Annotated in this window: 20 protein-coding genes and 1 tRNA gene; 5 read left to right on the top strand and 16 right to left on the bottom strand. The window is 54.6% G+C overall.

Going from position 1 to position 21,428, the window contains the following annotated elements; translation table 11 throughout:
- Positions 1-99: 99 nt before the first annotated feature.
- Positions 100-432 (top strand): hypothetical protein, encoded by a 333-nt coding sequence (locus tag VFO10_RS03740; protein ID WP_325137334.1) that lies wholly within the window; start codon positions 100-102, stop codon positions 430-432.
- A gap of 64 nt (positions 433-496) precedes the next feature.
- Here VFO10_RS03740 and VFO10_RS03735 read toward each other — a convergent pair whose 3' ends face one another.
- The 5 genes from VFO10_RS03735 to VFO10_RS03715 all read right to left on the bottom strand — a co-directional run bounded on the left by VFO10_RS03735 (position 497) and on the right by VFO10_RS03715 (position 3,857).
- Entirely contained in the window at positions 497-1,684 is a 1,188-nt protein-coding gene (locus tag VFO10_RS03735; protein WP_325137333.1) for a DUF1343 domain-containing protein, read from the bottom strand.
- A gap of 9 nt (positions 1,685-1,693) precedes the next feature.
- A complete protein-coding gene (locus VFO10_RS03730) occupies positions 1,694-1,930 on the bottom strand; it encodes a hypothetical protein (RefSeq protein ID WP_325137332.1) in 237 nt (78 codons plus the stop codon).
- A gap of 121 nt (positions 1,931-2,051) precedes the next feature.
- The gene (locus VFO10_RS03725) at positions 2,052-2,279 is read right to left on the bottom strand and encodes a hypothetical protein (protein ID WP_325137331.1); all 228 of its coding nucleotides are present in this window, start codon (positions 2,277-2,279) and stop codon (positions 2,052-2,054) included.
- Positions 2,276-2,677: a PilZ domain-containing protein gene (locus VFO10_RS03720; RefSeq protein ID WP_325137330.1), complete on the bottom strand. Its 402-nt coding sequence runs from the start codon at positions 2,675-2,677 to the stop codon at positions 2,276-2,278. The genes VFO10_RS03725 and VFO10_RS03720 overlap by 4 nt, the downstream gene beginning before the upstream one ends.
- Before the next feature lie 97 nt (positions 2,678-2,774).
- The gene (locus tag VFO10_RS03715; RefSeq protein ID WP_325137329.1) at positions 2,775-3,857 is read right to left on the bottom strand and encodes a DsbA family protein; all 1,083 of its coding nucleotides are present in this window, start codon (positions 3,855-3,857) and stop codon (positions 2,775-2,777) included.
- Between the two features lie 188 nt (positions 3,858-4,045).
- Here VFO10_RS03715 and orn point away from each other — a divergent pair, with 188 nt between their 5' ends.
- Entirely contained in the window at positions 4,046-4,597 is a 552-nt protein-coding gene (gene orn / locus VFO10_RS03710) for an oligoribonuclease (protein WP_325137328.1), read from the top strand.
- Positions 4,598-4,870: 273 nt separating this feature from the next.
- Here orn and VFO10_RS03705 read toward each other — a convergent pair whose 3' ends face one another.
- Complete coding sequence (locus VFO10_RS03705; protein WP_325137327.1) at positions 4,871-5,545, bottom strand: hypothetical protein; 675 nt, start codon at positions 5,543-5,545, stop codon at positions 4,871-4,873.
- Positions 5,546-6,199: 654 nt separating this feature from the next.
- Here VFO10_RS03705 and VFO10_RS03700 point away from each other — a divergent pair.
- Entirely contained in the window at positions 6,200-7,609 is a 1,410-nt protein-coding gene (locus VFO10_RS03700; protein WP_325137326.1) for an ABC transporter substrate-binding protein, read from the top strand.
- 64 nt (positions 7,610-7,673) lie between these two features.
- A complete protein-coding gene (locus VFO10_RS03695; RefSeq protein WP_325137325.1) occupies positions 7,674-8,048 on the top strand; it encodes a response regulator in 375 nt (124 codons plus the stop codon).
- A 1-nt stretch (position 8,049) separates the two neighbouring features.
- Here VFO10_RS03695 and VFO10_RS03690 read toward each other — a convergent pair whose 3' ends face one another.
- The 5 genes from VFO10_RS03690 to VFO10_RS03670 form a co-directional block, all read right to left on the bottom strand.
- On the bottom strand, positions 8,050-9,768 hold the full coding sequence (locus VFO10_RS03690) for a hypothetical protein (RefSeq protein ID WP_325137324.1): 1,719 nt from the start codon (positions 9,766-9,768) through the stop codon (positions 8,050-8,052).
- Positions 9,769-9,905: 137 nt separating this feature from the next.
- Positions 9,906-10,490 (bottom strand): hypothetical protein, encoded by a 585-nt coding sequence (locus VFO10_RS03685; RefSeq protein ID WP_325137323.1) that lies wholly within the window; start codon positions 10,488-10,490, stop codon positions 9,906-9,908.
- Complete coding sequence (locus VFO10_RS03680; RefSeq protein ID WP_325137322.1) at positions 10,487-10,696, bottom strand: hypothetical protein; 210 nt, start codon at positions 10,694-10,696, stop codon at positions 10,487-10,489. Before VFO10_RS03680 ends, VFO10_RS03685 begins: the two co-directional genes overlap by 4 nt.
- A 59-nt stretch (positions 10,697-10,755) precedes the next feature.
- The gene (locus VFO10_RS03675) at positions 10,756-11,445 is read right to left on the bottom strand and encodes a matrixin family metalloprotease (RefSeq protein WP_325137321.1); all 690 of its coding nucleotides are present in this window, start codon (positions 11,443-11,445) and stop codon (positions 10,756-10,758) included.
- Between the two features lie 142 nt (positions 11,446-11,587).
- On the bottom strand, positions 11,588-12,262 hold the full coding sequence (locus tag VFO10_RS03670; RefSeq protein WP_325137320.1) for a hypothetical protein: 675 nt from the start codon (positions 12,260-12,262) through the stop codon (positions 11,588-11,590).
- Between the two features lie 136 nt (positions 12,263-12,398).
- Between VFO10_RS03670 and ftsY the strand changes: the two genes are divergently transcribed.
- Positions 12,399-13,589 (top strand): signal recognition particle-docking protein FtsY, encoded by a 1,191-nt coding sequence (ftsY, locus tag VFO10_RS03665; RefSeq protein ID WP_325137319.1) that lies wholly within the window; start codon positions 12,399-12,401, stop codon positions 13,587-13,589.
- Positions 13,590-13,694: 105 nt separating this feature from the next.
- Here the strand turns inward: ftsY and VFO10_RS03660 are convergent.
- The 5 genes from VFO10_RS03660 to rpoC form a co-directional block, all read right to left on the bottom strand.
- Positions 13,695-13,771: transfer RNA gene (locus VFO10_RS03660), tRNA-Val, on the bottom strand.
- Between the two features lie 47 nt (positions 13,772-13,818).
- Positions 13,819-15,894, bottom strand: a complete 2,076-nt coding sequence (gene fusA / locus VFO10_RS03655) for an elongation factor G (protein ID WP_325137318.1) — start codon at positions 15,892-15,894, stop codon at positions 13,819-13,821.
- Between the two features lie 104 nt (positions 15,895-15,998).
- Positions 15,999-16,466 (bottom strand): 30S ribosomal protein S7, encoded by a 468-nt coding sequence (gene rpsG, locus VFO10_RS03650; protein WP_325137317.1) that lies wholly within the window; start codon positions 16,464-16,466, stop codon positions 15,999-16,001.
- A 39-nt stretch (positions 16,467-16,505) separates the two neighbouring features.
- Positions 16,506-16,880 (bottom strand): 30S ribosomal protein S12, encoded by a 375-nt coding sequence (gene rpsL / locus VFO10_RS03645; RefSeq protein WP_324959118.1) that lies wholly within the window; start codon positions 16,878-16,880, stop codon positions 16,506-16,508.
- 372 nt (positions 16,881-17,252) lie between these two features.
- Positions 17,253-21,386 (bottom strand): DNA-directed RNA polymerase subunit beta', encoded by a 4,134-nt coding sequence (gene rpoC / locus VFO10_RS03640; protein WP_325137316.1) that lies wholly within the window; start codon positions 21,384-21,386, stop codon positions 17,253-17,255.
- Positions 21,387-21,428 lie beyond the last annotated feature (42 nt).

The raw sequence follows: 21,428 nt of genomic DNA, 5'->3' as shown, positions 1-21,428 counted from the left end.
GGTCTCCTCACCTGCCCTTCATCTGGCGTTTGACAGAGTGACTTTCATCATTCAGGCTAAGTCTGGTGAAAAGTCCATCCTGCCGAGGAACCTGCGCCTATGCCTATGAAGCCCATCAAGGATCCCTTTTCGCAGCGCGCGTTCATCGCCCATCATGTCTTCTCCGGCTCCAGCACGATGGTCGGCGTCTGCATCACCGTGATCACCCTTTTCCATGTGATGAAATCCGATGTCGCCTCGTATGCGGATGAAATGATCAGCGTCGACGCTTTGATCTTTATCATCGCTTCTCTGTGTTCCTATTTATCCTTGCGCCACAACAATGATCGAAGGCTGGAAAGGGTCGCGGATCTGCTCTTTTTCATCGGCATGTTCGTTTTGGTCATTGTGGGTTTCATGATAGTCTTCTTGAATGCTCATGCGATCCGCTAGGGCATAAAAAAAAGGCACTCGCTCGTCGGCGAATGCCTCTTCTTTTTATGAGATCGGGATCCATTCATTCCACGAGCATCGGCTTCAGAGCGCGCGGGTACATCAAAAGCGCTTCGGCCTTCTTTTGACATTCCGCGAGGCCTTCCGACCAGAAGGGATCTTTCACGCTGAAGTTCTTTTCAATGTGTACATGCGCTTTCAGATGACCCAGGATCAAGTTGATCGGCAGATTCGTGAAGTCATACTCGTAACCCGGACCCTTCCAGGCAAAACCCTGAGGGGCAAGGTCCATGGCGGCCTTCATGATGGCAAGGCCGAGCGGGAATGTATGAATGTGATGGGGATCGAGGACGTGGATCTGAAATCCACGGCAGACGTCACCCGCCCACTTCTGCGAAGTCGGTTGGAATTCGGCGGGCCTCAGGAAAACGCCGGCGCTGCGATAGTAATCATTCACCCGCGCTGCATACTGGGCCCCGTCTTTGATATAGGGCGCGCCCACGAATTGGAAAGGCAAGCCCGTGCCGCGACCTTCGGAAAGGTTGGTGCCTTCCAGCATAACGGTGGCGGGATACACGTAAACAGAATCCACCGTCGGCAGGTTCGGCGAGGTCAGGATCCAGTGCTTGGAATGTTCACCCCAGTAGGCCTTGGGATTCCAGCCTCCCATGGGAATGATCTCAAGCTCGGCGCCGATCTCGGTATTGAAGCAGCGCGCGGATTCCGCGACGCTCAGTCCATGACGCAAAGGAATCGCATATTCGCCGACAAAGGATTTGGCTTCGAGATCCAGCACGCGCCCTTCCATGGCTTCACCCGCCAAAGGATTGGGACGATCCAGGACGACCACGCGTTTGCCCAATTTTTTGGCCATGCGCAGGCAGCCGGCTATGGTGTATTTGAAGGTATAAACACGGCAGCCCACGATCTGCAGGTCGATGATGATGGTATCGACGCCATCCAGCATTTCCGGGCGCGGCTCGCGCGTTTCCGAGTAAAGGCTATAGACAGGAAGGCCGAAGGGACCGGCGTTATGATGTCCGGTTTCAATCATGTTATCCTGCACCGTCGCATGAAAGCCATGCTGCGGTCCAAAGAAAGCCACGAGTCGGGTACCCAGAAGATCGCGCAGAAGATCCCAGGAGCTTTTGAAATTTTGGGTGACGGAGGCTTGATTGCATAGAAGGGCACAACGGCCCCAGGCTTGAGCCGCTTTGGGGGCGGCTGCCAGAACTTCAATTCCGAGCTTCACGGCCGGCCCTCATCCGCGTTTGTTGACCTGACTGATCAACTTATTGAGTGTTTCTTCAAGACTCACGCCGTTGACGGTGGGAATCACACTGCTCTGGTCCGTGGCGTGCTCGCCATGACCAATCCACATATTGGGGCCCAATTCGTTAATCTCGAAGAGATAGTTGACGCCTTGGTGGAGAAAATTGAAACGGTGAATTTTGAAAAGCTTACTGCCGTCTGGTATTTTGATGGCTTTCCAGTCCATTGCTGCCCTCTTTCTTCCTATCCGCCGGGGGATTCTTGCATACCATTAACTCTAAACAATTCGGCAGGCTGCGTCCAGAAAAACCCTGAAAGGCTGTGGAGCGGGGATTACAGGCTGAAACTTACCGGCGGGACCCGGACTTTTTCTCGGGGGGTGGGCCCTGACGGCTGAGCATGGCCTGGACCTTGCGGAGTTCAATATCCTGGCCGGCACGCACCGTATCGCGGGGAACGATCTGCTGGGTGGCAGCGCCCGACGACGGGGGGGTGGCCGGGGAGCGGGCGGCGGTGGTCGCCATGGCTTCTGTCGTGAGAACCAGCAAAGTCAGGCTGAGGCTTGCCACCTTCATGCGGCCGACCCCGGACTGCCATCAATCTTCCGGCTGATGAAATCCTGGAGAATTTTCTCATTATCGCGGTCGATCTGCACAATTTTGATAGCGATGCCGGCTTCCGTTTCCTGCACAACTGCATTTTCCTTGCCGACCACGCGGGCCATCTTCCCGTTAAAAAAGATGGCACAGTCCGGCTCCAGTTCGGCCCAGACTTCCAGGATGCTCGATTGATTGAAGGGGAAACGGTTGGGGCTATCGAATTCGAGGAAGAAGCCCGTGTGCGATATATCCCGGGCGGTCGTTTCATAGCGCACGAGGGCACCAATCGACGAAATGACCACACGCATCGGCCTTTCCAGCCGTACACGCTTCACCTTGCGACTATCCCTGTTCTGCTGAGCGGATGCGGACATGAAAAAACCCTCTCGCACGACGGTCCATGGACATGGAGACTATCGGCTCGAGGGTAATTTTCTTGAGGCCCAAACGCCTAACTAGGGCGAAAAAACCTTACTTTTTCGCGAGTTCGCTGTCGATGACCTTCTTGAATTCCTCGTAAGGCAGAGCGCCCGACAGGCGACGGCCATTGACGAAGTAAGCAGGGGTTCCGGTCACGCCCACTTTTTCACCCGAACGGGTATTATTATCAATGATTTCGATCTTCTTCGCAGGGTTGGCGACGCACTCATCAAACTTCTTCACGTCCAGGCCGATGGTCTGCGCGTATTTTTTGAAGTCCGCATCACCCAGGTTTTTCTGGTTCTTGAAGAGTTCTTCGTACATTTCCCAGTACTTGCCCTGATCCTTCGCGCAATGAGCGGCGATGGCGGCAGGCTTCGCGCGGTTGTGGAAGCCGAGTGGGAAGTCACGAACCGCCCAGCGGATCTTGCCTTGGTAATCCTTCATGATGCGCTTGACGGTCGGCTGAACGCGCTCACAGAAGGGGCATTGGAATTCGGAGTATTCGATGATGGTGATGGGACAGGCGTTGCCATTGCAGCCCATGGGTTTGGTGTCTTTAGCGTTGGGACCGTATTTGACAGGATCGGCGTCGGTGATGGCCAGCTTGAAGACGGGCTCCTTGGGTTCAGGATACTGAATCTCAAGCTGCTTTTTCGCGATGCCTTCGGAAAGGATGCTCTGGAACACGTCCTGAGCTTTCTTGCTCTTCAGATAATCGGTGATCATCTTCTTTTTTTCAGCATCGCTCTTGTCCTTCAGCGCAGGATAATCCTTGAACTGATCCATCGCTTCTTTGATCTCGCCATCGGAAACTTTGGTGCGCGAATCAATGTAATCGTTGCGAGCCTTTTCCACGCTGACTTTGCCTTTGTCGGCAAGACCTTGCCAGAACTCATCGAGATACTTTTCGCGAGCCAGATCCGAAATCAATTCATAACGCTTTTGCTCGATCTCGTAGAACTTGCCCTGATGGTCTCTGGCGAGGTCTTCGACCGTGTAAGCTTTACCGTTGATTTTAAAAGCCGGCTCTGCCATCAGTTGGCCGCTCATGAATCCAATTGGAATAAGGCAGGCCGCTGCGAACCAACGCTTCATTTTCGCGAGCGTCTGTGTTTGGGTGGTCGTCGCCATAGAGATTTTCAAGCTCCTCAGGTAGAGTGTTAAGGCTTCCCTGCTTTCTTAGCGGGTGGACTTATGATAGATTCGGAACCATGATAAATCGATAAAAATTGTCAAGACTCTCGCGTGGCGAGAATACGCGGCAAGCCTGCCATGCAGCCGCAACGACAATGAATGCGTTGAAACCCCAGGGAGGAGCCATGGCAGATAAACAGGACAACCTGATGGTCTGGGTCGATATGGAAATGTCGGGCCTGAATCCTGCAACCGATGTTGTCCTTGAGGTAGCCGTTTTATTGACCAATAAGGATCTCGAAATCGTTGCAGAAGGACCACAGCTCATCATCCATCAGCCCGCCGAGCTTTTTGCGAAGATGGACGCCTGGAATCAGGAACATCATACCAAATCCGGACTCTGGGAATCCGTCATGGCATCAACGGTGACCTTGCAGGAAGCCGAAGATGCTGTGCTGAATTTTTTGAAACAGCATGTTGGTCCACGCCAGTCTCCACTCTGCGGGAATTCCATTGCCCAGGATCGCATGTTTCTGATGAACCATATGCCGCGTGTGAATGAGTATTTGCATTACCGCATGATCGACGTCAGTACGATCAAGGAATTGGTGAAACGCTGGTATCCGGGTGGCCCTGCAGCACCAGCCAAGACCAACCAACACAGAGCCCTCGATGACATTCGGGAGAGCATCAACGAACTGCGGTTCTACCGCGATCAGTTTTTCGTAAAACCATGAGGACGCGCGAGGTCGCAATCTCCAAAAAAAAAGCGACCCACGTCATACGGTCAGCTTCCAAGCCTAAGAAAAATGATGCTAGAATAAAAATAGGACCCTCTGGCCATGCGGATAAACCGCGGTTCGAAATGGTCCTATAAGCTAAATGCTTAGGAAAGGAGGTGGTGCTGTGGTGTTGTTCGACTGCACTAGTAGCACGGAGGTGAGTGTCTCTTAGTAGACCTCTCCTCCACTACAGACCGGCTTCCTTGGGAGCCGGTTCCAAGGATTTCCTTACCGCCGGTTACGTTCCTGCCCACGCACATATTCCATGAAAGCACCTTTGTCTTCCATGATCGTTTGATAACGACTGTGATTCATTCCACGGTGGCCTTTGTTGCCACGATGGCCTTGACCATTGTTGTTGTTGTTGTTGTTGCGATTCTGCTGCGGACCATTGGGACCGTTGCCGCGGCCGTTGCCCATGGACGGCTGACCGCCTTTCATCTGATTCTTGCGCTCGACGATTTCCCAGGCGCGCAGAACAACGCTTTCCGACAGCAGTTCGGTCACGAATTCATCCAGGCCAATGCCTTCATCCGCGGCCTGCTCACGCAGTTTGCGAACAAGGGACTTGGATAATTTCACGCGTAGCTGTTCGCTGGTATCCTGAACTGGGGCGACGACAGAGGCTGGGGCTTTGGGCGTTTCGCGGACAATGGCGGATTCGGGGGCCGTGAACTTCTGTTCCAAAGGTGGCAGTTCATCGGCATCATCATCATCGGCTTCAGCTTCGTTCGTCTCGATTTCTTCGGAGACATTTTCCTGGGCGGATTTGGCGAGAATCTTACCGGTCTTGTTGCGCTTGATCACCGGAGCCGTCTCCTCTTCCTGCTTCACTGCGGTTTCACTCTTGCGAGCTTTGGGACTGGCTTTCTTGCTTGGGGCCTTGGCCTTTTTTGCTTTCACCTTTTCCGCCATTCGATTCTATCTCCAAACGTTATAATCGAGGACCCGCCTAGGTCTGCGGGTATTGAAAAAAATAATTGGGGTACATGCAGTACGAAAATCAGGATCCATGCCACGCCGGGCCATGAGTCCGAAATCCTGGTGTAAAAACCCTGGGATTATCGGTCAGCGACTAGGGAACCAAACATCTGTCTGATGGCACACTGCCGGGCAGTGAGGAGGTCCAGATATCTGTCTGGCGGAACGCTATCTCATTACTTTTGAAGGGGCTTGCACGGGTTCTTGGAACCCTTCCGGAGAAATGGCAATCCTTGTGTACAATATCCTCTGCCTTAGCAGGCCGCCTCTCGTCAAGGGTAATCATCGAACATTTGGGGAGAAAACTTGAGCTCTTCTTTACAGGCTGAGCCCGTGAATGCATTTTCTTCAAGCGTTACCGGAAATTATACGACCCTGGGGCATCCCATCACAAGGGCTATTTGTTCCCAGCTCAACCGATGCAAATGACAAATTCTCCCTTAGTTTTGCCAATTTGTGTAGTATAGGCTGGAGTCCAGCAACTGCGAAGAGGTAAATATGCGGAGGAGCCCGATTTGTGCTGGAACCCTCACATTGTGTGGGATTGCCCTCAGCGCTGTCCAGCCCGGAAGCCCCTTGGAGGCCGCCCCGCGCACGCGCATTCATGTGGGACTGGACAACTCCATCCGTAGCTTCGATCCACGCCAAATGGTGGACGCAAATTTCCGGTCCATGGCTGATCTCATTCACTGCCGTCTGATGAACGTCGATGCGGAAGGTCATGCTGTGCCCGGGATCGCAGCTCAGGAGCCGGTGTGGACATCGCCTCAAGTTCTTGAGGTCAAGCTGAAGGACGACGTGAAATTCAGCGATGGAAGTCCCCTCACGGCCGCGGATGTCGTCGCCACATATAAATCTTTGCTGACCCATGCATCGTTCGCAGAAGCCGCTTCCTTCCACGCTCTGAGCGATGTGCATGCCCAGGCCCAGACGATCGTTTTCACTCTGAAGGAAGCGGATGCCGGCTTCATCAGTAAACTTGCCTTAGGTATTCTTCCTGCAAAGCTCGCCGGACAAGCAAGCATAGATTTCCTCAATGCGCCCGTCTGTGGTCCCTATTTCATCAGCCGTCGTGATGGTGAGCGTATCATTCTGGAAAAAAACCCGCATGAAACCTTCTCGGGTCCATCCGCATTCACGCATATTGAATTCCACATAGCACCGAACGAGAAAGCCCGCTTCGCCATGCTGCAAAAAGGGGACATTGACCTTCTGCAAAACAGCATCCCGGCCGCTGCACTCAAAGACCTTGCGAAGAATCCGCAGCTCACCGTGATGAAAGGTCCGGGTCTCCGCACGCGTTCCATCGCTTTCAATTTTCGCGATCCCCTTGCCGGAAATGCCGCCGTGCGGGAAGCCATAGCCCTGGCGCTCGATCGCAAACCCATCATCGACCTTGTCCTGGGTGGTCTGGCAACGCCTGTGAGTCCTCGCCCCTACGATCCCGGGAAAGCGGAAAAGATCCTCGATGAGGCAGGCTTTAAACGAAAGCGCGGCGTGCGCATGGAACTGAGCTTTAAAACCAACGCCGACGTCGATCAGATCCGGATTGCCAAAGCCATGGCCGCGCAGCTTAAAAAAATCGGAATAAGACTCGTGATCGAGCCGATGGAATCGAAGAGTCTGGATGAAGATGCTGCCGCCGGACGTCTTCAGCTTTGGAGCCTTGACTGGACATCGGCGAATGATGCCGATGTTTTGCGTGAGGCTTTTTTCAGCCTGAATACGCCTCCTCGTGGAATGAATCGCGGCTGGTACAATAATCCAAAATTGGACGCGCTCCTTGAAAAGGGTAAAATAAGCCGGAGCCCGGAACAAAGACGAGCCGTTTACCAGGACGTGCAGGAACTTCTGGATAAGGATCTGCCTTATATCGTGCTGTGGCATGACGATCAGGTGGCCGTAATGAATCGCGAATTGAAGGGCTATGCGTTGGCTGCGGATGGCCGTTACACGGCTCTGCGTCGGGCTTCTTTCAGCGACTAAGACCCTTGATCTGAGCGACTAAACTGGTATCATAAAACAACAACCAGGCATGGATAAGAAAACGATGAGCAAAAAAATCCTTGTGGTCGACGATTCCGTTACGGCTCGCCGGCTGGTTGTCAGCCATCTAGCGGGATTGAACCTGAACGTGATCGAAGCCGGTGACGGCAAAGACGGATTGAGCAAGCTCAACGACCATCCTGATGTCGGTTTGATCTTCAGCGACATCAACATGCCCTGGATGAGCGGTCTCGAGATGATCGCCGAAATCAAGAAGATCAAGGCCTACCAGCATATTCCCATCTGCATGCTGACGACTGAAACAGGCTCCGACGCCCTGACTCAGGCCAAGGATTTGGGCGTGAATGCTTTTTTGGTGAAACCCGTGCAGAAAGAGCAGCTGCTCGCCATCGTGAATGGCTACCTGCAGAGCGCTTGATTCAAAGCGCCGCGTTCTCACCCATCTGCCAGCTCCGCGGATTCTCCACCATGTATTTGACGAGACTGTATTTCAGGTGATCATCAAAAGCCTGGGGCTGCATGCGTTCTTTCATTTCCAGAATAATCTGCTTTTTTTCCAGCTCGAGATTATCCAGGTAGAGCTGCTTGAGAAGCTGATAACGCTTCGGGTCCTTGTCGCGCATCTTCTGCAGCTCTTCGTTGGCCTGACGCCTTAGATCGCTGTCGGGAATCGCTTTACGCGTGGCCGCCACAGCCGCAACCGCAGGCGGAGCCAGGGGACGGGCCGGTGCTGCGCGACGCGAGCTTTCATCAACTTCAGCGGCATCGCGGGTCAGATGACTCTTCAGGCTGTGCGAGGCCAGAAATTCCAGAACCTCGCGCTGACGCCAGGACACCGGCGCTGCGAGGCTGGCCCTGGGCAGAGTTTCCATATCGCGAGCATAGGTGGAATGATCGTTGATGATGCGCGCAAAGGCCTGCACGCGATCCGCGAGGCTTTTCTTCGGCGCGTTGAGTTCATGGACGGCCGCGCTTTCCGCCAGCCAGCCCGGGAGCCGCAGGATATCGCCTGCTTTCTGCCGAAGCGACCATTCATAAAAGAGGCTGGTATAACTCAGCAGCAGATTGCCCTCGACCGCCATGTAACCGATCGGCTGCGCGCGCTCGACTTCATCGAGTTCCCGCCAGAGCTGGAGAGCGGCTTCCGCGGACATGCCGCTTGAAGGCACGAGGATCGGTGTGATTTTTTTAATCACGGGCTCCATCGTGTGCTCACGGAAGTAGCGCGCGCACCTTTGCTCATAGGCTTTCATTTCGCTTTCGCGCTGCTCGGTATCGTTCATCTGCCAGACCACGAGCAAAGGATCGCTTTCCGCTTCCACCGCGAGGTAATCAAGTTCCTGCGGATTTTTCAGAACGCCGTGATCCATCAGCTTTCTGCCGACTTTGGTGAGCAGCCGCATCTTTTGCCTAAATGGGCTCCAATTTTCCGGCACTTCGCGCGGAACGGGCAGCGTTAAACCGTTAAACATATTCTCAAAGGATCGCCCGAAGACGGCATCCCAGCGAAAGCCGCTTTTTTCCCAGATCGTGGCCTTCTGCAGCTGCAGAAACACGTACTGTTCAAGCTGGACGAGGTCGAGCCAGACCGAAGGCCGTAAAGGCAAAGGCTGACTGCGGCCGAGCAGACGATGCACGCGCGGCTTGCCATCCAGCAATCGAGCCAGTTCGGCGTAAGGCTCCCCATAGCCAAGCAATAACTCTGCCGCCATCGGCGCCGGACGGAAAACTGTTTTCCAGGCTCCCTGCGCATCGCGACGACGTTCTTCCCGATCAAACAGGGGAACGGGCTCAAAGGCCTCCTGGGTCGCGGCTGGATAAACCTGCATGCTGCGCAGGAGCTGAAGCACGCGCAGAAACATAAAGGCCCGGGTGCGGCCGTGTCCTGCGAGGTTTTTCTGAAGATTGTCGGGGCTCAGGTGCAGCCATTTTTGGCCTTGAAGAATCTGCTGTTGCGCCTGCTGCATAAGGACGAGCAGAGCGCTGAGCTCGGCATCGGTGAGTGCAGGACTCAGACCGGCCGCCATGCTCATGCTATACGGGTCAGCTTCCAATCGGCGCAGCTGCAAGGCCAGCTCAAAGGCTTGGATCCACCATAAAGGCGCCATGAAAGTGGACATGATGCTATGTTCGGCCATGCAATGAAATCCAGCCTGATAATCCTACCAACGCCGTTCGGGGACGCGAGTGGAAAACATTCTGCAGAGGCCCAGCCGGAAACGCAAGCGCTTATCCCAAGCCGTTCCGGGGCCGGCGCTCAGGGGATATGCAGATTTCATGGCTGAGTAGAAAAGACCTGATCACTCTGAGCGAGCTTGATCAAACCCTGGCGCAGACTGTTGCGGCAGTACTTCTGTAGATCGGTCAAAAGACCTTGTAAGCTGGAGCGTTTGAGCTGGATGAGGACGTGAATGCTGTACGTGTCCTGAAGAGCCGCTACGGCATTTGGGTCGAAAATCTTTTCGTAGTAGATGTCCTTGATTAGATCGCTCGTGACGCGGGTTTCCAAAAGTTTTTCCAGCTGCTGGGTCACAAGGGCCCGATCGGGGGCCTCAAGTTCGAGGAAAAGTTTATCCTTCTTCCAGAACAGCACGATTTCATTTTGGATCTGGAGCCTTGTATCATTCAAAGCCGAGGCTTCGGCCTGTTTCAGACCGAGCGGCAGGTCGACGACTTTGGTTTTCACGCTATGATATTCGATAATCTCGCCGGATTTGACGAGCTTGGACTGATCCGGGCCGACCCAGTCGGGGCGCTCGCGACGGCTTTGCTCCACGACGCGGGCTTCACTATGAGACGCGGCCTGACGACAGCTGACCACCATCAGGATAAGACCGCAAAAAATCGAAAAAAACCTCAAGTCCCTGATCCTTTACGGCGCTCCTCTTCACGCTTCGCGCCTTTTTTCTCGGCCACAGCATCGGCCATGTTTTGTCCACCTCCTCGAATATCCCTGATTTTGGTCAGGACCTTTTCGAGCAGGAAAGGATCATTCTTGATAATTTCGCGCATGATTTCAAGTTCGTCTGCAGATCCGCGCTCTTTGGGCTTGCCTGGCTTTGACATGGGCTGTCCTCCTCCCGACTTGTCGGCAGATTCGAGGTGAAGGTAGAGCCGGAGGTCCGTTAATCGTAAACCTGACGAATGTTGCTGACGTCACCATTGCTCAGGGAACGGAAGCTCATGTTGGGACCGATATAGGTTTTCGCGTGCATCACCGATTCAGGATCTTCATCGACGTCCACATGATCGAGGCCCAGCAGATGACCGAACTCATGGACGAGGACTGTTTGCGCATCGACGATATCAAGGTTTTCACCGATATTCCGCGTCACGTCCATGGCATCGCAGAAATGATAGGTCTCACCGTTCAGGATCACATCGCCTTTGATGATGCGATCAGAGCCGTTGGCATTTTCCCAGACCGTGGTGGCCAGGGTGGTGTCGGCTTTGCCTGTGGTGTTCTTCCAGTTTTTCTCGAAGTAAACCATGGTGTAGGTATCATCGAGACTGGAATAAAGTTCGTCACCGCGGGGCATCCTGGCAACGCCGGTGAAGGTTAAAACTTCGCGACCCATGGCATCGTTCCAGGTTTCAGCCGCCTTGATGCCGGCTTCGACCACGGCATCGGGAGCCGTATCATCAATGTAGTAATTTACTTTTTCCGTCCATCCGGTAAGGCTGTGAAAAGGGCCTTCGGCGGACTGGATGACGTTTGCGTTCTGGCTTCGATTCTCATCGATCGAACGCTTGTTTTGAGCTGCGCCACAGGCTAGCAGGTTCAGACTCAGTGTTGTGGCAATCAGGGCTCGCACTTGGGGCCTCCCAGCATGAATTTCTCTAGCTGGATTCTTGCCACTAAAAAGAAGATACACATACCTTCGGCCCCTCCTGGCCCAAAATGAGCTGCTTCTGCGATCGACCAAATATACACGACTTTTGCAGCCTTAGGGAGGTTTAGATCAGATGTTTAAGAATTCCCAGGCTCCAGCTGCGGGAGAGTTTACGGAGCGCCAGGCTTTCTTTCGAATTGTAAGTAAGTTCTGACGATTCGTAAGTAAGCTGGACGGCCCAGGATAACTCATAGAAGTAATCAATCTGCCCGTTCCAGGTCTGCGTTTCTCCGGTGACGCTGATCCTTTTTCGTTCAAACCTTTCCGGCAGTCCAAGTTTCTCAATCCGATGCCAGCCAAGCTCTAGGCCGGATGCGAGGCGAACGCGATCCGACAGATTCACGATCAGACCGACATTGAGTCCGGGAAGTCCATAGCTGATCTCGCCGCCCTCGCTCTCGCGTGAGCTTTGGGACATCAGCGCGCTGGTCTGCGTTCCCAGGTAATATCCGAGGCCACCCACAAGCGGCAGATGAAAGGCGTACGATATCCGCGCCTGATGCCCTTCGTTCGCAAAGGAAAAGATGTCCGTGCTGTCGGTCAGGTGACCCTTCCAGCGGCTGACGACATAGCCGTAACTGACAGAGAAATTATGCTCGCGGCGAAAACCGCGGACAGCCCGGCTCCATTCGCGGGGCAGCTCAGGGCGTATCAAAGGCTCAGTAACTTCCTGCGCATGCAAACCATGAGAAATGAGCGCGCAGCCAAGGATGAGCAGTATGGACAAGACCCTGGTCATGGATGCTCCGGAAACTTGATTCTCGCTATAGTTTTAACCCAAATCCCGCTAGTATGAAACGCCCATTCGCCGGCGGCCTTGGGAAACACGTTGGGCCGTCCGCGGAAACAAAAATGGAAGGATAGGATTTCGAGTGATGCTGAACATTATTCCGACACTTTACGCGCAAACCGTTCCGACTGAAGTCCCCGAGGGATTGCCCTGGGACATGATCGCGTCGGCCGTCATACTCGTCACGCTCCTGATTGCTTTCTTCTTCCTGCGTCGTTTCATGGAAAAACCCACGCCACCTCGCGCGGAAGAACGTCCACGCACCGAAGAGGTGCCGGTCGTTCCCGAAGCCAGGAAGGAAGAGGTCATTGAGGTTGAGAGGGAAGCAGAAGAACTGGCGGAGATTCGGAGGGATAATCAGGCATCCTGGCTTGAGCGACTCCGAGAAGGTCTAAGCAAAACCCGTTCCCATTTGAAAGATAACCTTTCCCGATTGCTCGGTGGGCAGAAGCTGGACGACCAGACGCTGGAGCAGGTCCACGAAGTCCTGTTTCGCAGCGATTTGGGCGTGGAAACTGCCGATCATCTTGTGGATAGGCTCCGCAAACGCTTCGGCGGGCAGAGCACGGCACCGGATTGGGCTGTCATCTCAACTGAACTGAAGCAGGCCATCACCGAATCCATGCAGGGCACAGAGGACACGGCTCTCAATAAACCTACAGAAGGACCTTTTGTCATTCTGGTGGTCGGCGTGAACGGTGTCGGCAAAACCACCAGCATTGGGAAATTGGCGGCCCGTTATGTGGCGGAAGGCAAGTCCGTCCTCCTGTGTGCAGCGGATACTTTCCGTGCGGCGGCCATTGAGCAGCTGCAGGTCTGGGGCGATCGCATCGGCGTTCCCGTCATCAAGCATCAGCAAGGCGCCGATCCTGCATCCGTGGCCTTTGATGCTGTCAAGGCCGCCAAGGCCCGCGGCGTCGATGTCCTTTTGATTGATACCGCCGGCCGTCTGCATAGCAAGACCGAACTCATGGACGAACTGGCCAAGGTCAAGCGCGTGATTGCCAAGGAAATGCCGGACGCCCCGCATGAAACCTGGCTCGTGATTGATGCCACCACGGGACAGAACGCGGTGCAGCAGGTGAAGGCTTTTGGTGAGCTCGTGAAGCTGACCGGACTCGTGGTGACCAAACTCGATGGAACGGCCAAGGGCGGCGTGATTATCGGCATCAAACAGAAGTTTAAACTGCCCATTCGCTATATCGGTGTCGGTGAGAAGGCCAAGGACCTGAAGGAATTTTCGGCTCAGGATTTTGCGGAATCCCTTTTCGCATAAGCCTTGTTGTCCTCGTCGTCTGGGCCTTGTTTCAAGGCCCAAACAAAAAAGCGAAGCACTCATGGCTTCGCTTTTTTTGTTTCTCTTTTTCAAGAGAGATCCTGATGGTGGGACTGCCCAGACTCGAACTGGGGACCTCTACGATGTCAACGTAGCGCTCTAACCAACTGAGCTACAATCCCTCGCAGGAGCACCTTTTCTATCGGGAGCGGACCGGGTTGTCAATCTCTTAAAAACCGCCCCCGGTGATTTTTTGCAGAACAGAATCAGGCACCTGCTCATACGCAGCAAAGCGCATGGTATAGGTCGCGCGACCCTGCGAGACTGACCGCAGATCCGTCGTATAACCGAACATTTCCGAAAGCGGCGCGATCGCATCAACTTCCTGCAGGTGACCACGCATGCCGACATTGTTCACGCGCGCCCGGCGGGAGTTGAGGTCCTTGATGATGTTCGACAGGAATTCATCCGGCACGAGGACTTCAAGGCTCATGACGGGTTCCAGAAGAATCGGTTTGGCGGCCCGCATGGCATCACGCATGGCCATACCCGCCGCGATTTTAAAGGCACTGGCCTCGGAGCGTTCCAGGTCCACGGTGGCATCAAGAAGGGTGGCCTTCACCCCGGTCATCGCATAACCGGCGATCACCCCGACCTGCACAGCTTCTTCACAACCGGCTTTGACGGCCCGCTGCATTTCATCGTTCAGCTTATCCTTACCGACCTTGCTTTCGAACGTCAGAGCCGACGTTTGCGGCCCTGGCTCGACCTGGATCACGACGCGGGCCCACTGATGGAGTTTTTCCGTTTCGCGTTCGAAAACTTTCTCCGCTTTGGTCGCAGCGGAAACCGTTTCGCGATAGTTCACCTGAGGCTTGCCGACGTTGGCGCCCACACGGAATTCGCGCTGCATACGGTCGATGATGATTTCCAGATGGAGTTCACCCATGCCGCTGAGGAGGGTTTGGCCGGTTTCGGAGTTGATGCTGACCTTCAGGGTCGGATCTTCATTTTCAAAGCGCTCAAGGGCCTTGGTCATCTTCGGAGCATCGGCACTCGACTTGGGTTCGATCGCAATGGAAATAACCGGCTCCGGGACATCCAGGGATTCCAGAACGATGGGATATTTCGGATCCGAGAGGGTGTCACCGGTCGCGACCACCTTCAGACCCGCAACAGCGGCGATATCACCGGCTTCGATGAAGTCCACCTCCTGACGCTGGTTGGCTTCCATACGCAGGATTTTCGAGATGCGTTCCCGCTTGCCGGTCCGTGCGTTGTAGACGGTTTCGCTGGTCGCGAGTTTGCCCGAATAGACCCGCACATAAGTGATCTGGCCCACGAAGGGGTCATTCTGGATTTTGAAAGCCAGCATGGTCAAAGGCTCGTCCGGCACACGGCGGCGCTTCATGGATTTGGATTCATCTGCGGGATCAAGACCGAGGACATCGGGAAGATCAAGCGGTGAAGGCAGATAGTAAAGGACGGCATCCAAAAGGGGCTGAATACCCTTGTTTTTAAAGGCGCTGCCGCAGAAGACAGGAACCATCTTCATGGCAATGCAGCCTTTGCGGGCGGCCTGACGAATCTCGTCATCGGTCAGGTCCTTGCCTTCCAGGAATTTTTCCATGGTCTGATCATCGAATTCGGCGACGGCTTCGATCAGCTGCATGCGACCGAGTTCAGCTTCGTCCTTCAGATCATCGGGGACTTCCTCGATGCGGTAGGACTGACCCAGGGCGTCACCGTCCCAGTAATAGGCCTTCTGGGTTACGAGATCGACGACGCCGACGAAGGCATCTTCGGAACCGATAGGCAGTTGGAAAGGAACGGGGTTCGCGGCGAGGCGATCGCGCATGGACTGCACCGATTCCTCGAAGCTGGCACCGACGCGATCGAGTTTGTTCACAAACGCGAGGCGCGGGACCTTATATTTATCCGCCTGGCGCCAGACCGTTTCCGACTGGGGCTCTACGCCGTGCACGCCGTCGAAGACCGCGATCGCACCGTCGAGAACCCGAAGGGAACGCTCCACTTCCACCGTGAAATCCACGTGGCCAGGGGTATCTATGATGTTGATGGTGTGATCTTTCCAGTAGGCGGTGATGGCCGCGGCGGTGATCGTAATCCCGCGCTCCTGCTCCTGCTCCATCCAGTCCATGGTGGTGTTGCCATCATGAACCTCGCCGACCTTGTGAATCTTGCCTGTATAAAAAAGAATGCGTTCGGTGGTCGTGGTCTTGCCCGCATCGATGTGGGCCATGATACCGATGTTACGCAACCGCGGAAGATCCTGCACTTTCATAAGTTTTCTCGGCTCGGCTTGGATTCTGGAAATAAAAAAACTGTTCGCTGGCCCCCAAAGCGGGGCCAAAACTTGCGAACAGTTTAATCAACTTTTTTCGTTTCTTACCAGCGATAATGCGCGAACGCCTTGTTCGCTTCAGCCATCTTATGAACGTCTTCACGACGCTTGATGGTTGCGCCACGCTTGTTGGCGGCATCCAGAATTTCACCGGCGAGGCGCTCGCGCATGCTGCGACCGCTACGACCACGTGCAAATTCGATCAGCCAACGGATCGCCAGGGCCTGACGGCGCTCAGGGCGAATCTCGACTGGTACCTGGTAGTTCGAACCACCGACGCGGCGGGACTTAACTTCCAGCATAGGCTTGGCGTTATCGAGAGCCGTCTTGAAGGTCTCGATAGGATCGTTGCCTTGCTTAGTAATTTCTTCCATGGCGCCGTAGAAAGCTTTCTCAGCGGCAGCTTTCTTGCCATGCTTCATCATGCTGTTGATGAATTTTGTAACGACTTCATCTTTAAAAACGGGATCCGGAAGGACCGCCCGTTTCTCTGCGGTGTGGCGACGTGCCATACTACTTCACTCCAATGCTGATACAGCTGATGTGGTTAATTAGGCTTTTGGTCTTTTCGCGCCGTACTTCGAGCGACCTTGACGACGAGCGTTCACGCCCGAGCAGTCGAGGGAGCCGCGTACGATGTGATAACGCACACCAGGCAAGTCTTTCACTTTACCACCGCGGACCAGAACCACACTGTGCTCCTGGAGGTTGTGGCCTTCACCACCGATGTAAGAAGTGACTTCAACGCCGTTGGTCAAGCGTACACGAGCAACTTTCCGAAGAGCGGAGTTAGGCTTCTTGGGAGTTGTGGTGTAAACGCGGGTGCAAACGCCACGCTTCTGGGGGCAACCCTTCAACGCAGGAGCTTTCGTCCGGTTCTTCTGAACCGTTCTTCCTTTGGCGATGATCTGATTGATCGTTGGCATGCTTTCTTATCCTTACTGCTTTCGCCTGATTGCGAACTAATTTGATTGATCGCTGCGGGGCCTTGCGTTGCTACTCTGACGCTCTGACCTCGCTAAATCTGCTCATCCGTCAGCACCGGATCTCACGGCGCCCTTTGAATGCACTGCGGCATTCGCTGGATTTAACCACACGCGAGGCTAGTATCAGTACCAATCTGGAGGCCGGAAGGCAAGAGTTATTGCTGGTTTTAAGGAAAAACAAAAGGGGAGATCCACGATCCTGCGTCGGGCCCCTTCGGGGCTGACGTGATGTGGGGAGATGACGTAGCAAAGGGTCACCCCCTAAGAGGCGACCCTTCCACTCCGTCATCCCCGAAGGGGGACGCGGTTACATCACGAATTTGCTTCCATCACATTCTTCAGCACCGGCAGCGCCTCATCGACACCGCGAACGCGGGATTCGAGACGGCGGTACTGCCAGGAACCGGTACCAGCTGGCACCAGACGTCCCATGATGACGTTCTCTTTCAGGCCGCGGAGGTGGTCGATCTTGCTGTTGATGGCAGCTTCGGTCAGAACCTTCGTGGTTTCCTGGAAGGACGCCGCCGAAATGAACGAGTCAGTCGACAAGGAAGCTTTGGTGATACCCAGAAGGACTGGTTCCCAGATGGCTTCCTGACCGCCCTGCTCACGCACCTTGGCGTTGGCATCATCGAGTTCTCCTTTTTCCACCTGCTCAGCAGGGAGGAAGCGGGTATCACCCGGGCTCAGAACTTTCACACGACGGCACATCTGACGCACGATGACTTCGATGTGCTTATCGTTAATTTTTACACCCTGCAGACGGTAAACGTCCTGGATCTCATCCACGAGGTACTTGGCCAGCTGCAGTGTGCCAAGGATGCGCAGGATATCGTGAGGAGACGGCGAACCATCGACAAGGGTTTGACCCTTACGAATATAGTCACCTTCTGTCACGATAATATGGCGCCCTTTAGGCACAGTGAAGTCGGAGCTTTGTCCATCGTCGCTGACGACCACGATCTTACGCTTGCCTTTCGAGTCGGCACCGAAAGTCACGGTACCATCGCGATCGGACATGATAGCGTAATCTTTTGGCTTTCTCGCTTCGAAGAGTTCCGCAACGCGAGGCAAACCACCGGTAATATCCTTTGTTTTCGCCTGTTCACGAGGAATCTTGGCGATGATATCACCAGGGAGCACGTCACTGCCGTCGTCCACGAAAATCGTAGCACCGACCGGGAGCGAGTAACGGGCATCGCGTTTACCGTCGACCGAAACGACCTTGCCAGTATGAGGATCAAAGACTTCCACAGCAGGCTTAAGATCCGTGCCGCGGGTTTCGATAATCACCTTACGAGCCAGGAACGTCACTTCATCGGTACGCTCTTCAACCGATTGACCTTCTTTCAAGTCGCTGTATTTCACGCGACCGCCGACTTCCGCCATGATGGGGTTCGCAAACGGATCCCATTCAACCAGCGAAGCACCGGCGTCGATTTCCTGGCCCTCTTTCACGAGCAGGACCGAACCATAGGAAATCGGATAGGTATCACGAACGGCTCCCGAATCCTTATCGAGGATCTGGATCTCGCCGTTACGGGACAGAACCATCTGCTTGCCATCGCGGTTCGTAACAGCATTGATGCGGATGAACTTCACGAGACCGGAGAAACCAGTGTCGCGCGTGTTCTTCTCGATTCTGTGCGAAACGGTACCACCAAAGTGGAAGGTACGCATCGTCAGCTGTGTACCGGGTTCACCGATCGACTGGGCCGCGATCACACCGATCGCTTCACCCACGTTGATGATGTGTCCGGTGGCAAGGTCGCGTCCGTAGCACTTCGCACAGATACCCATGCGGGTGTTACAGGTCAGCACCGAGCGGATACGAGCCATCTCGATACCGGCCTTATCAATGCGTTTGGCGACAGCTTCATCAATCAGGCTGCCTGCCTTGGCGATGATTTCGTCCGAGTTCGGATCCTTGATTTCAGAAATCAAGACACGACCCAGAGTCCGGTCACCCAAGGATTGCTTGATGTCCGAGCCTTCACGCAGAGGAATCATGTTGATGCCGTTCGCCGTACCGCAGTCGGTTTCCGCGATGGTGGCATCCTGAGCCACGTCCACGAGACGACGGGTCAGGTAACCCGAACTCGCGGTTTTCAGCGCGGTATCCGCGAGACCCTTACGGGCACCGTGAGTCGAGGTAAAGTATTCAAGAACCGAAAGACCTTCGCGGAAGTTCGCGGTAATCGGCGTTTCGATGATCTCGCCCGAAGGCTTGGCCATCAGACCGCGCATACCGGCCAGCTGACGAATCTGCTGAGCGGAACCACGAGCACCGGAGTCGGCCATCATAAAGATCGAGTTGCTGCTATCGACTTCTTTGACATTGCCTTTGTGGTCGGTTTTCTTCGCTTTCGCGATGTTCTTGAACATCTCTTCCGCGATATTTTCCGTAACCTTGGCCCAGATATCGATAACCTTGTTGTAGCGCTCACCTTCGGTCAAAAGACCCTCGGAGTACTGCTCCTTGATCTTCTTCACTTCTTCGTAAGCGTCGTCGAGCAGGCGTTTTTTGCCTTCCGGAACGACCATGTCCCCGATCGAAATCGAAAGACCGGCTTTGGTCGAGTAGCGATACCCGATGGCGCGCAGGCTGTCCGCAAGCAGAACCGTTTTCTTCGGTCCGGCGATACGGAAGGCGTCATCGACAAGCTTGGCCAATTCTTTTTTGCCCATGCGCTTGTTGATCGCTTCGAAAGGCAGTTCGCTCGGCAGACTTTCCGACAGGAGCACGCGGCCCACTGTGGTGTCGTAACGCTTGCCGTTGAAACGCACGATGATGGGAGCCTGGAGGCTCACTTCATTATGGTCATAGGCCACGCGCACTTCGTCGATCGAACCAAAGATCTTGCCGGCGCCTTTGGCCGAAATATCTTCCTTGGTCAGATAGTAGATACCGAGAACGATATCCTGGGTCGGCACGATCACGGGTGAACCGGATGCAGGCGACAGGATGTTGTTGGTCGACATCATGAGAACACGGGCTTCCATCTGGGCTTCCACCGAGAGGGGCACGTGAACGGCCATCTGGTCACCGTCGAAGTCCGCGTTGAACGCGAAGCAGACGAGCGGGTGCAGCTGGATGGCTTTACCTTCGATCAGAACCGGTTCGAAAGCCTGGATACCGAGACGGTGAAGTGTAGGAGCACGGTTCAGAAGAATCGGATGCTCTTTGGTTACTTCTTCGAGGATATCCCAAACTTCGGGACGCTCTTTTTCCACCAGTTTCTTGGCGGATTTGATCGTCGACACGATGCCGTGTTCTTCGAGCTTGTTGTAGATAAACGGCTTGAAGAGCTCGATCGCCATTTTCTTGGGCAGGCCGCACTGATGAAGTTTCAGAGTCGGACCGACCACGATCACGGAACGACCGGAGTAGTCAACACGCTTACCGAGAAGGTTCTGACGGAAACGGCCTTGCTTACCTTTCAGCATGTCCGACAGCGAGCGGAGGGCGCGCTTGTTAGGACCTGTGAAGACTTTACCGCGACGGCCGTTATCGAAGAGGGCATCAACCGCTTCCTGAAGCATGCGCTTCTCGTTACGGATGATGATCTCGGGCGCGTTGAGTTCGATCAGACGGAGCAAGCGATTGTTCCGGTTGATCACGCGGCGGTAGAGGTCGTTCAAGTCAGAGGTCGCGAAGCGGCCACCGTCCAAGGGCACCAGAGGGCGCAGGTCGGGAGGCAGAACCGGAATTACGGACAGCATCATCCATTCCGGTTTCGCTTCGTTATTTTTGAAAGCCTCAACGACTTTCAGGCGTTTTTGCAGTTTCTTGCGCGCGGCTTCCGAGGAAGCTTCGAGCAACGCTTTGCGCAGGTCGTCACCAAGGTCTTCGATGCGAAGGCCCGACAGGAGTTCCTGGATGGCTTCCGCGCCGACACCGACGTTGAACGCACCGTTGCCGTGTTCCTGGAGCAGTTGCTCGTACTCGTCTTCGCTGATGACCTGGCCGGCGTGCAGCTTGGTCAGCTCGTCATTGCCTGGATCCAGGACAACGTACGATTCACTGTAAAGAACGCGCTCGACGTCTTTCAAAGAGATGTCGAGGATCGCGCCGATACGCGAAGGCAAGGACTTGAGGAACCAGATGTGGGCCACTGGTGTCGCCAAGTTGATGTGACCGAGGCGTTCACGACGAACCTTGGAGTGGATGACTTCCACGCCGCACTTGTCGCAGACGATACCGCGGTGCTTCATGCGCTTATACTTGCCGCAGATACATTCAAAATCGCGAACGGGTCCAAAGATCTTCGCACAGAAGAGGCCGTCGCGTTCCGGTTTAAAGGTACGGTAGTTAATGGTCTCGGGTTTCTTCACCTCACCGAATGACCAGCTCCGAATCTTTTCCGGGGAAGCCAGCGAGATTTTGATCGCGCTGAAGCTTAAGGGATCCGTAGGCTTATCAAAAAAGTTTACCAGATCGTTCAAGTGAGTTACCTCCATGAGGACGGACGAAACCCCAGGTCAATG

The sequence above is a fragment of the Oligoflexus sp. genome (genome assembly GCF_035712445.1).
In the GTDB taxonomy this organism is placed as follows: Bacteria; Bdellovibrionota_B; Oligoflexia; order Oligoflexales; family Oligoflexaceae; genus Oligoflexus.
Note: the sequence above shows the minus strand (reverse complement) of the source record. Positions and strands in the feature narration are given on the sequence as shown.

Coding starts and splice junctions, on each gene's coding strand:
- VFO10_RS03740 (WP_325137334.1), top strand. CDS start 100: ATGCCTATGAAGCCCATCAAGGATCCCTTTTCGCAGCGCGCGTTCATC.
- VFO10_RS03730 (WP_325137332.1), bottom strand. CDS start 1,930: ATGGACTGGAAAGCCATCAAAATACCAGACGGCAGTAAGCTTTTCAAA.
- VFO10_RS03725 (WP_325137331.1), bottom strand. CDS start 2,279: ATGAAGGTGGCAAGCCTCAGCCTGACTTTGCTGGTTCTCACGACAGAA.
- VFO10_RS03720 (WP_325137330.1), bottom strand. CDS start 2,677: ATGTCCGCATCCGCTCAGCAGAACAGGGATAGTCGCAAGGTGAAGCGT.
- VFO10_RS03715 (WP_325137329.1), bottom strand. CDS start 3,857: ATGGCGACGACCACCCAAACACAGACGCTCGCGAAAATGAAGCGTTGG.
- orn (WP_325137328.1), top strand. CDS start 4,046: ATGGCAGATAAACAGGACAACCTGATGGTCTGGGTCGATATGGAAATG.
- VFO10_RS03695 (WP_325137325.1), top strand. CDS start 7,674: ATGAGCAAAAAAATCCTTGTGGTCGACGATTCCGTTACGGCTCGCCGG.
- VFO10_RS03690 (WP_325137324.1), bottom strand. CDS start 9,768: ATGGCCGAACATAGCATCATGTCCACTTTCATGGCGCCTTTATGGTGG.
- VFO10_RS03680 (WP_325137322.1), bottom strand. CDS start 10,696: ATGTCAAAGCCAGGCAAGCCCAAAGAGCGCGGATCTGCAGACGAACTT.
- VFO10_RS03670 (WP_325137320.1), bottom strand. CDS start 12,262: ATGACCAGGGTCTTGTCCATACTGCTCATCCTTGGCTGCGCGCTCATT.
- ftsY (WP_325137319.1), top strand. CDS start 12,399: ATGCTGAACATTATTCCGACACTTTACGCGCAAACCGTTCCGACTGAA.
- fusA (WP_325137318.1), bottom strand. CDS start 15,894: ATGAAAGTGCAGGATCTTCCGCGGTTGCGTAACATCGGTATCATGGCC.
- rpsG (WP_325137317.1), bottom strand. CDS start 16,466: ATGGCACGTCGCCACACCGCAGAGAAACGGGCGGTCCTTCCGGATCCC.
- rpsL (WP_324959118.1), bottom strand. CDS start 16,880: ATGCCAACGATCAATCAGATCATCGCCAAAGGAAGAACGGTTCAGAAG.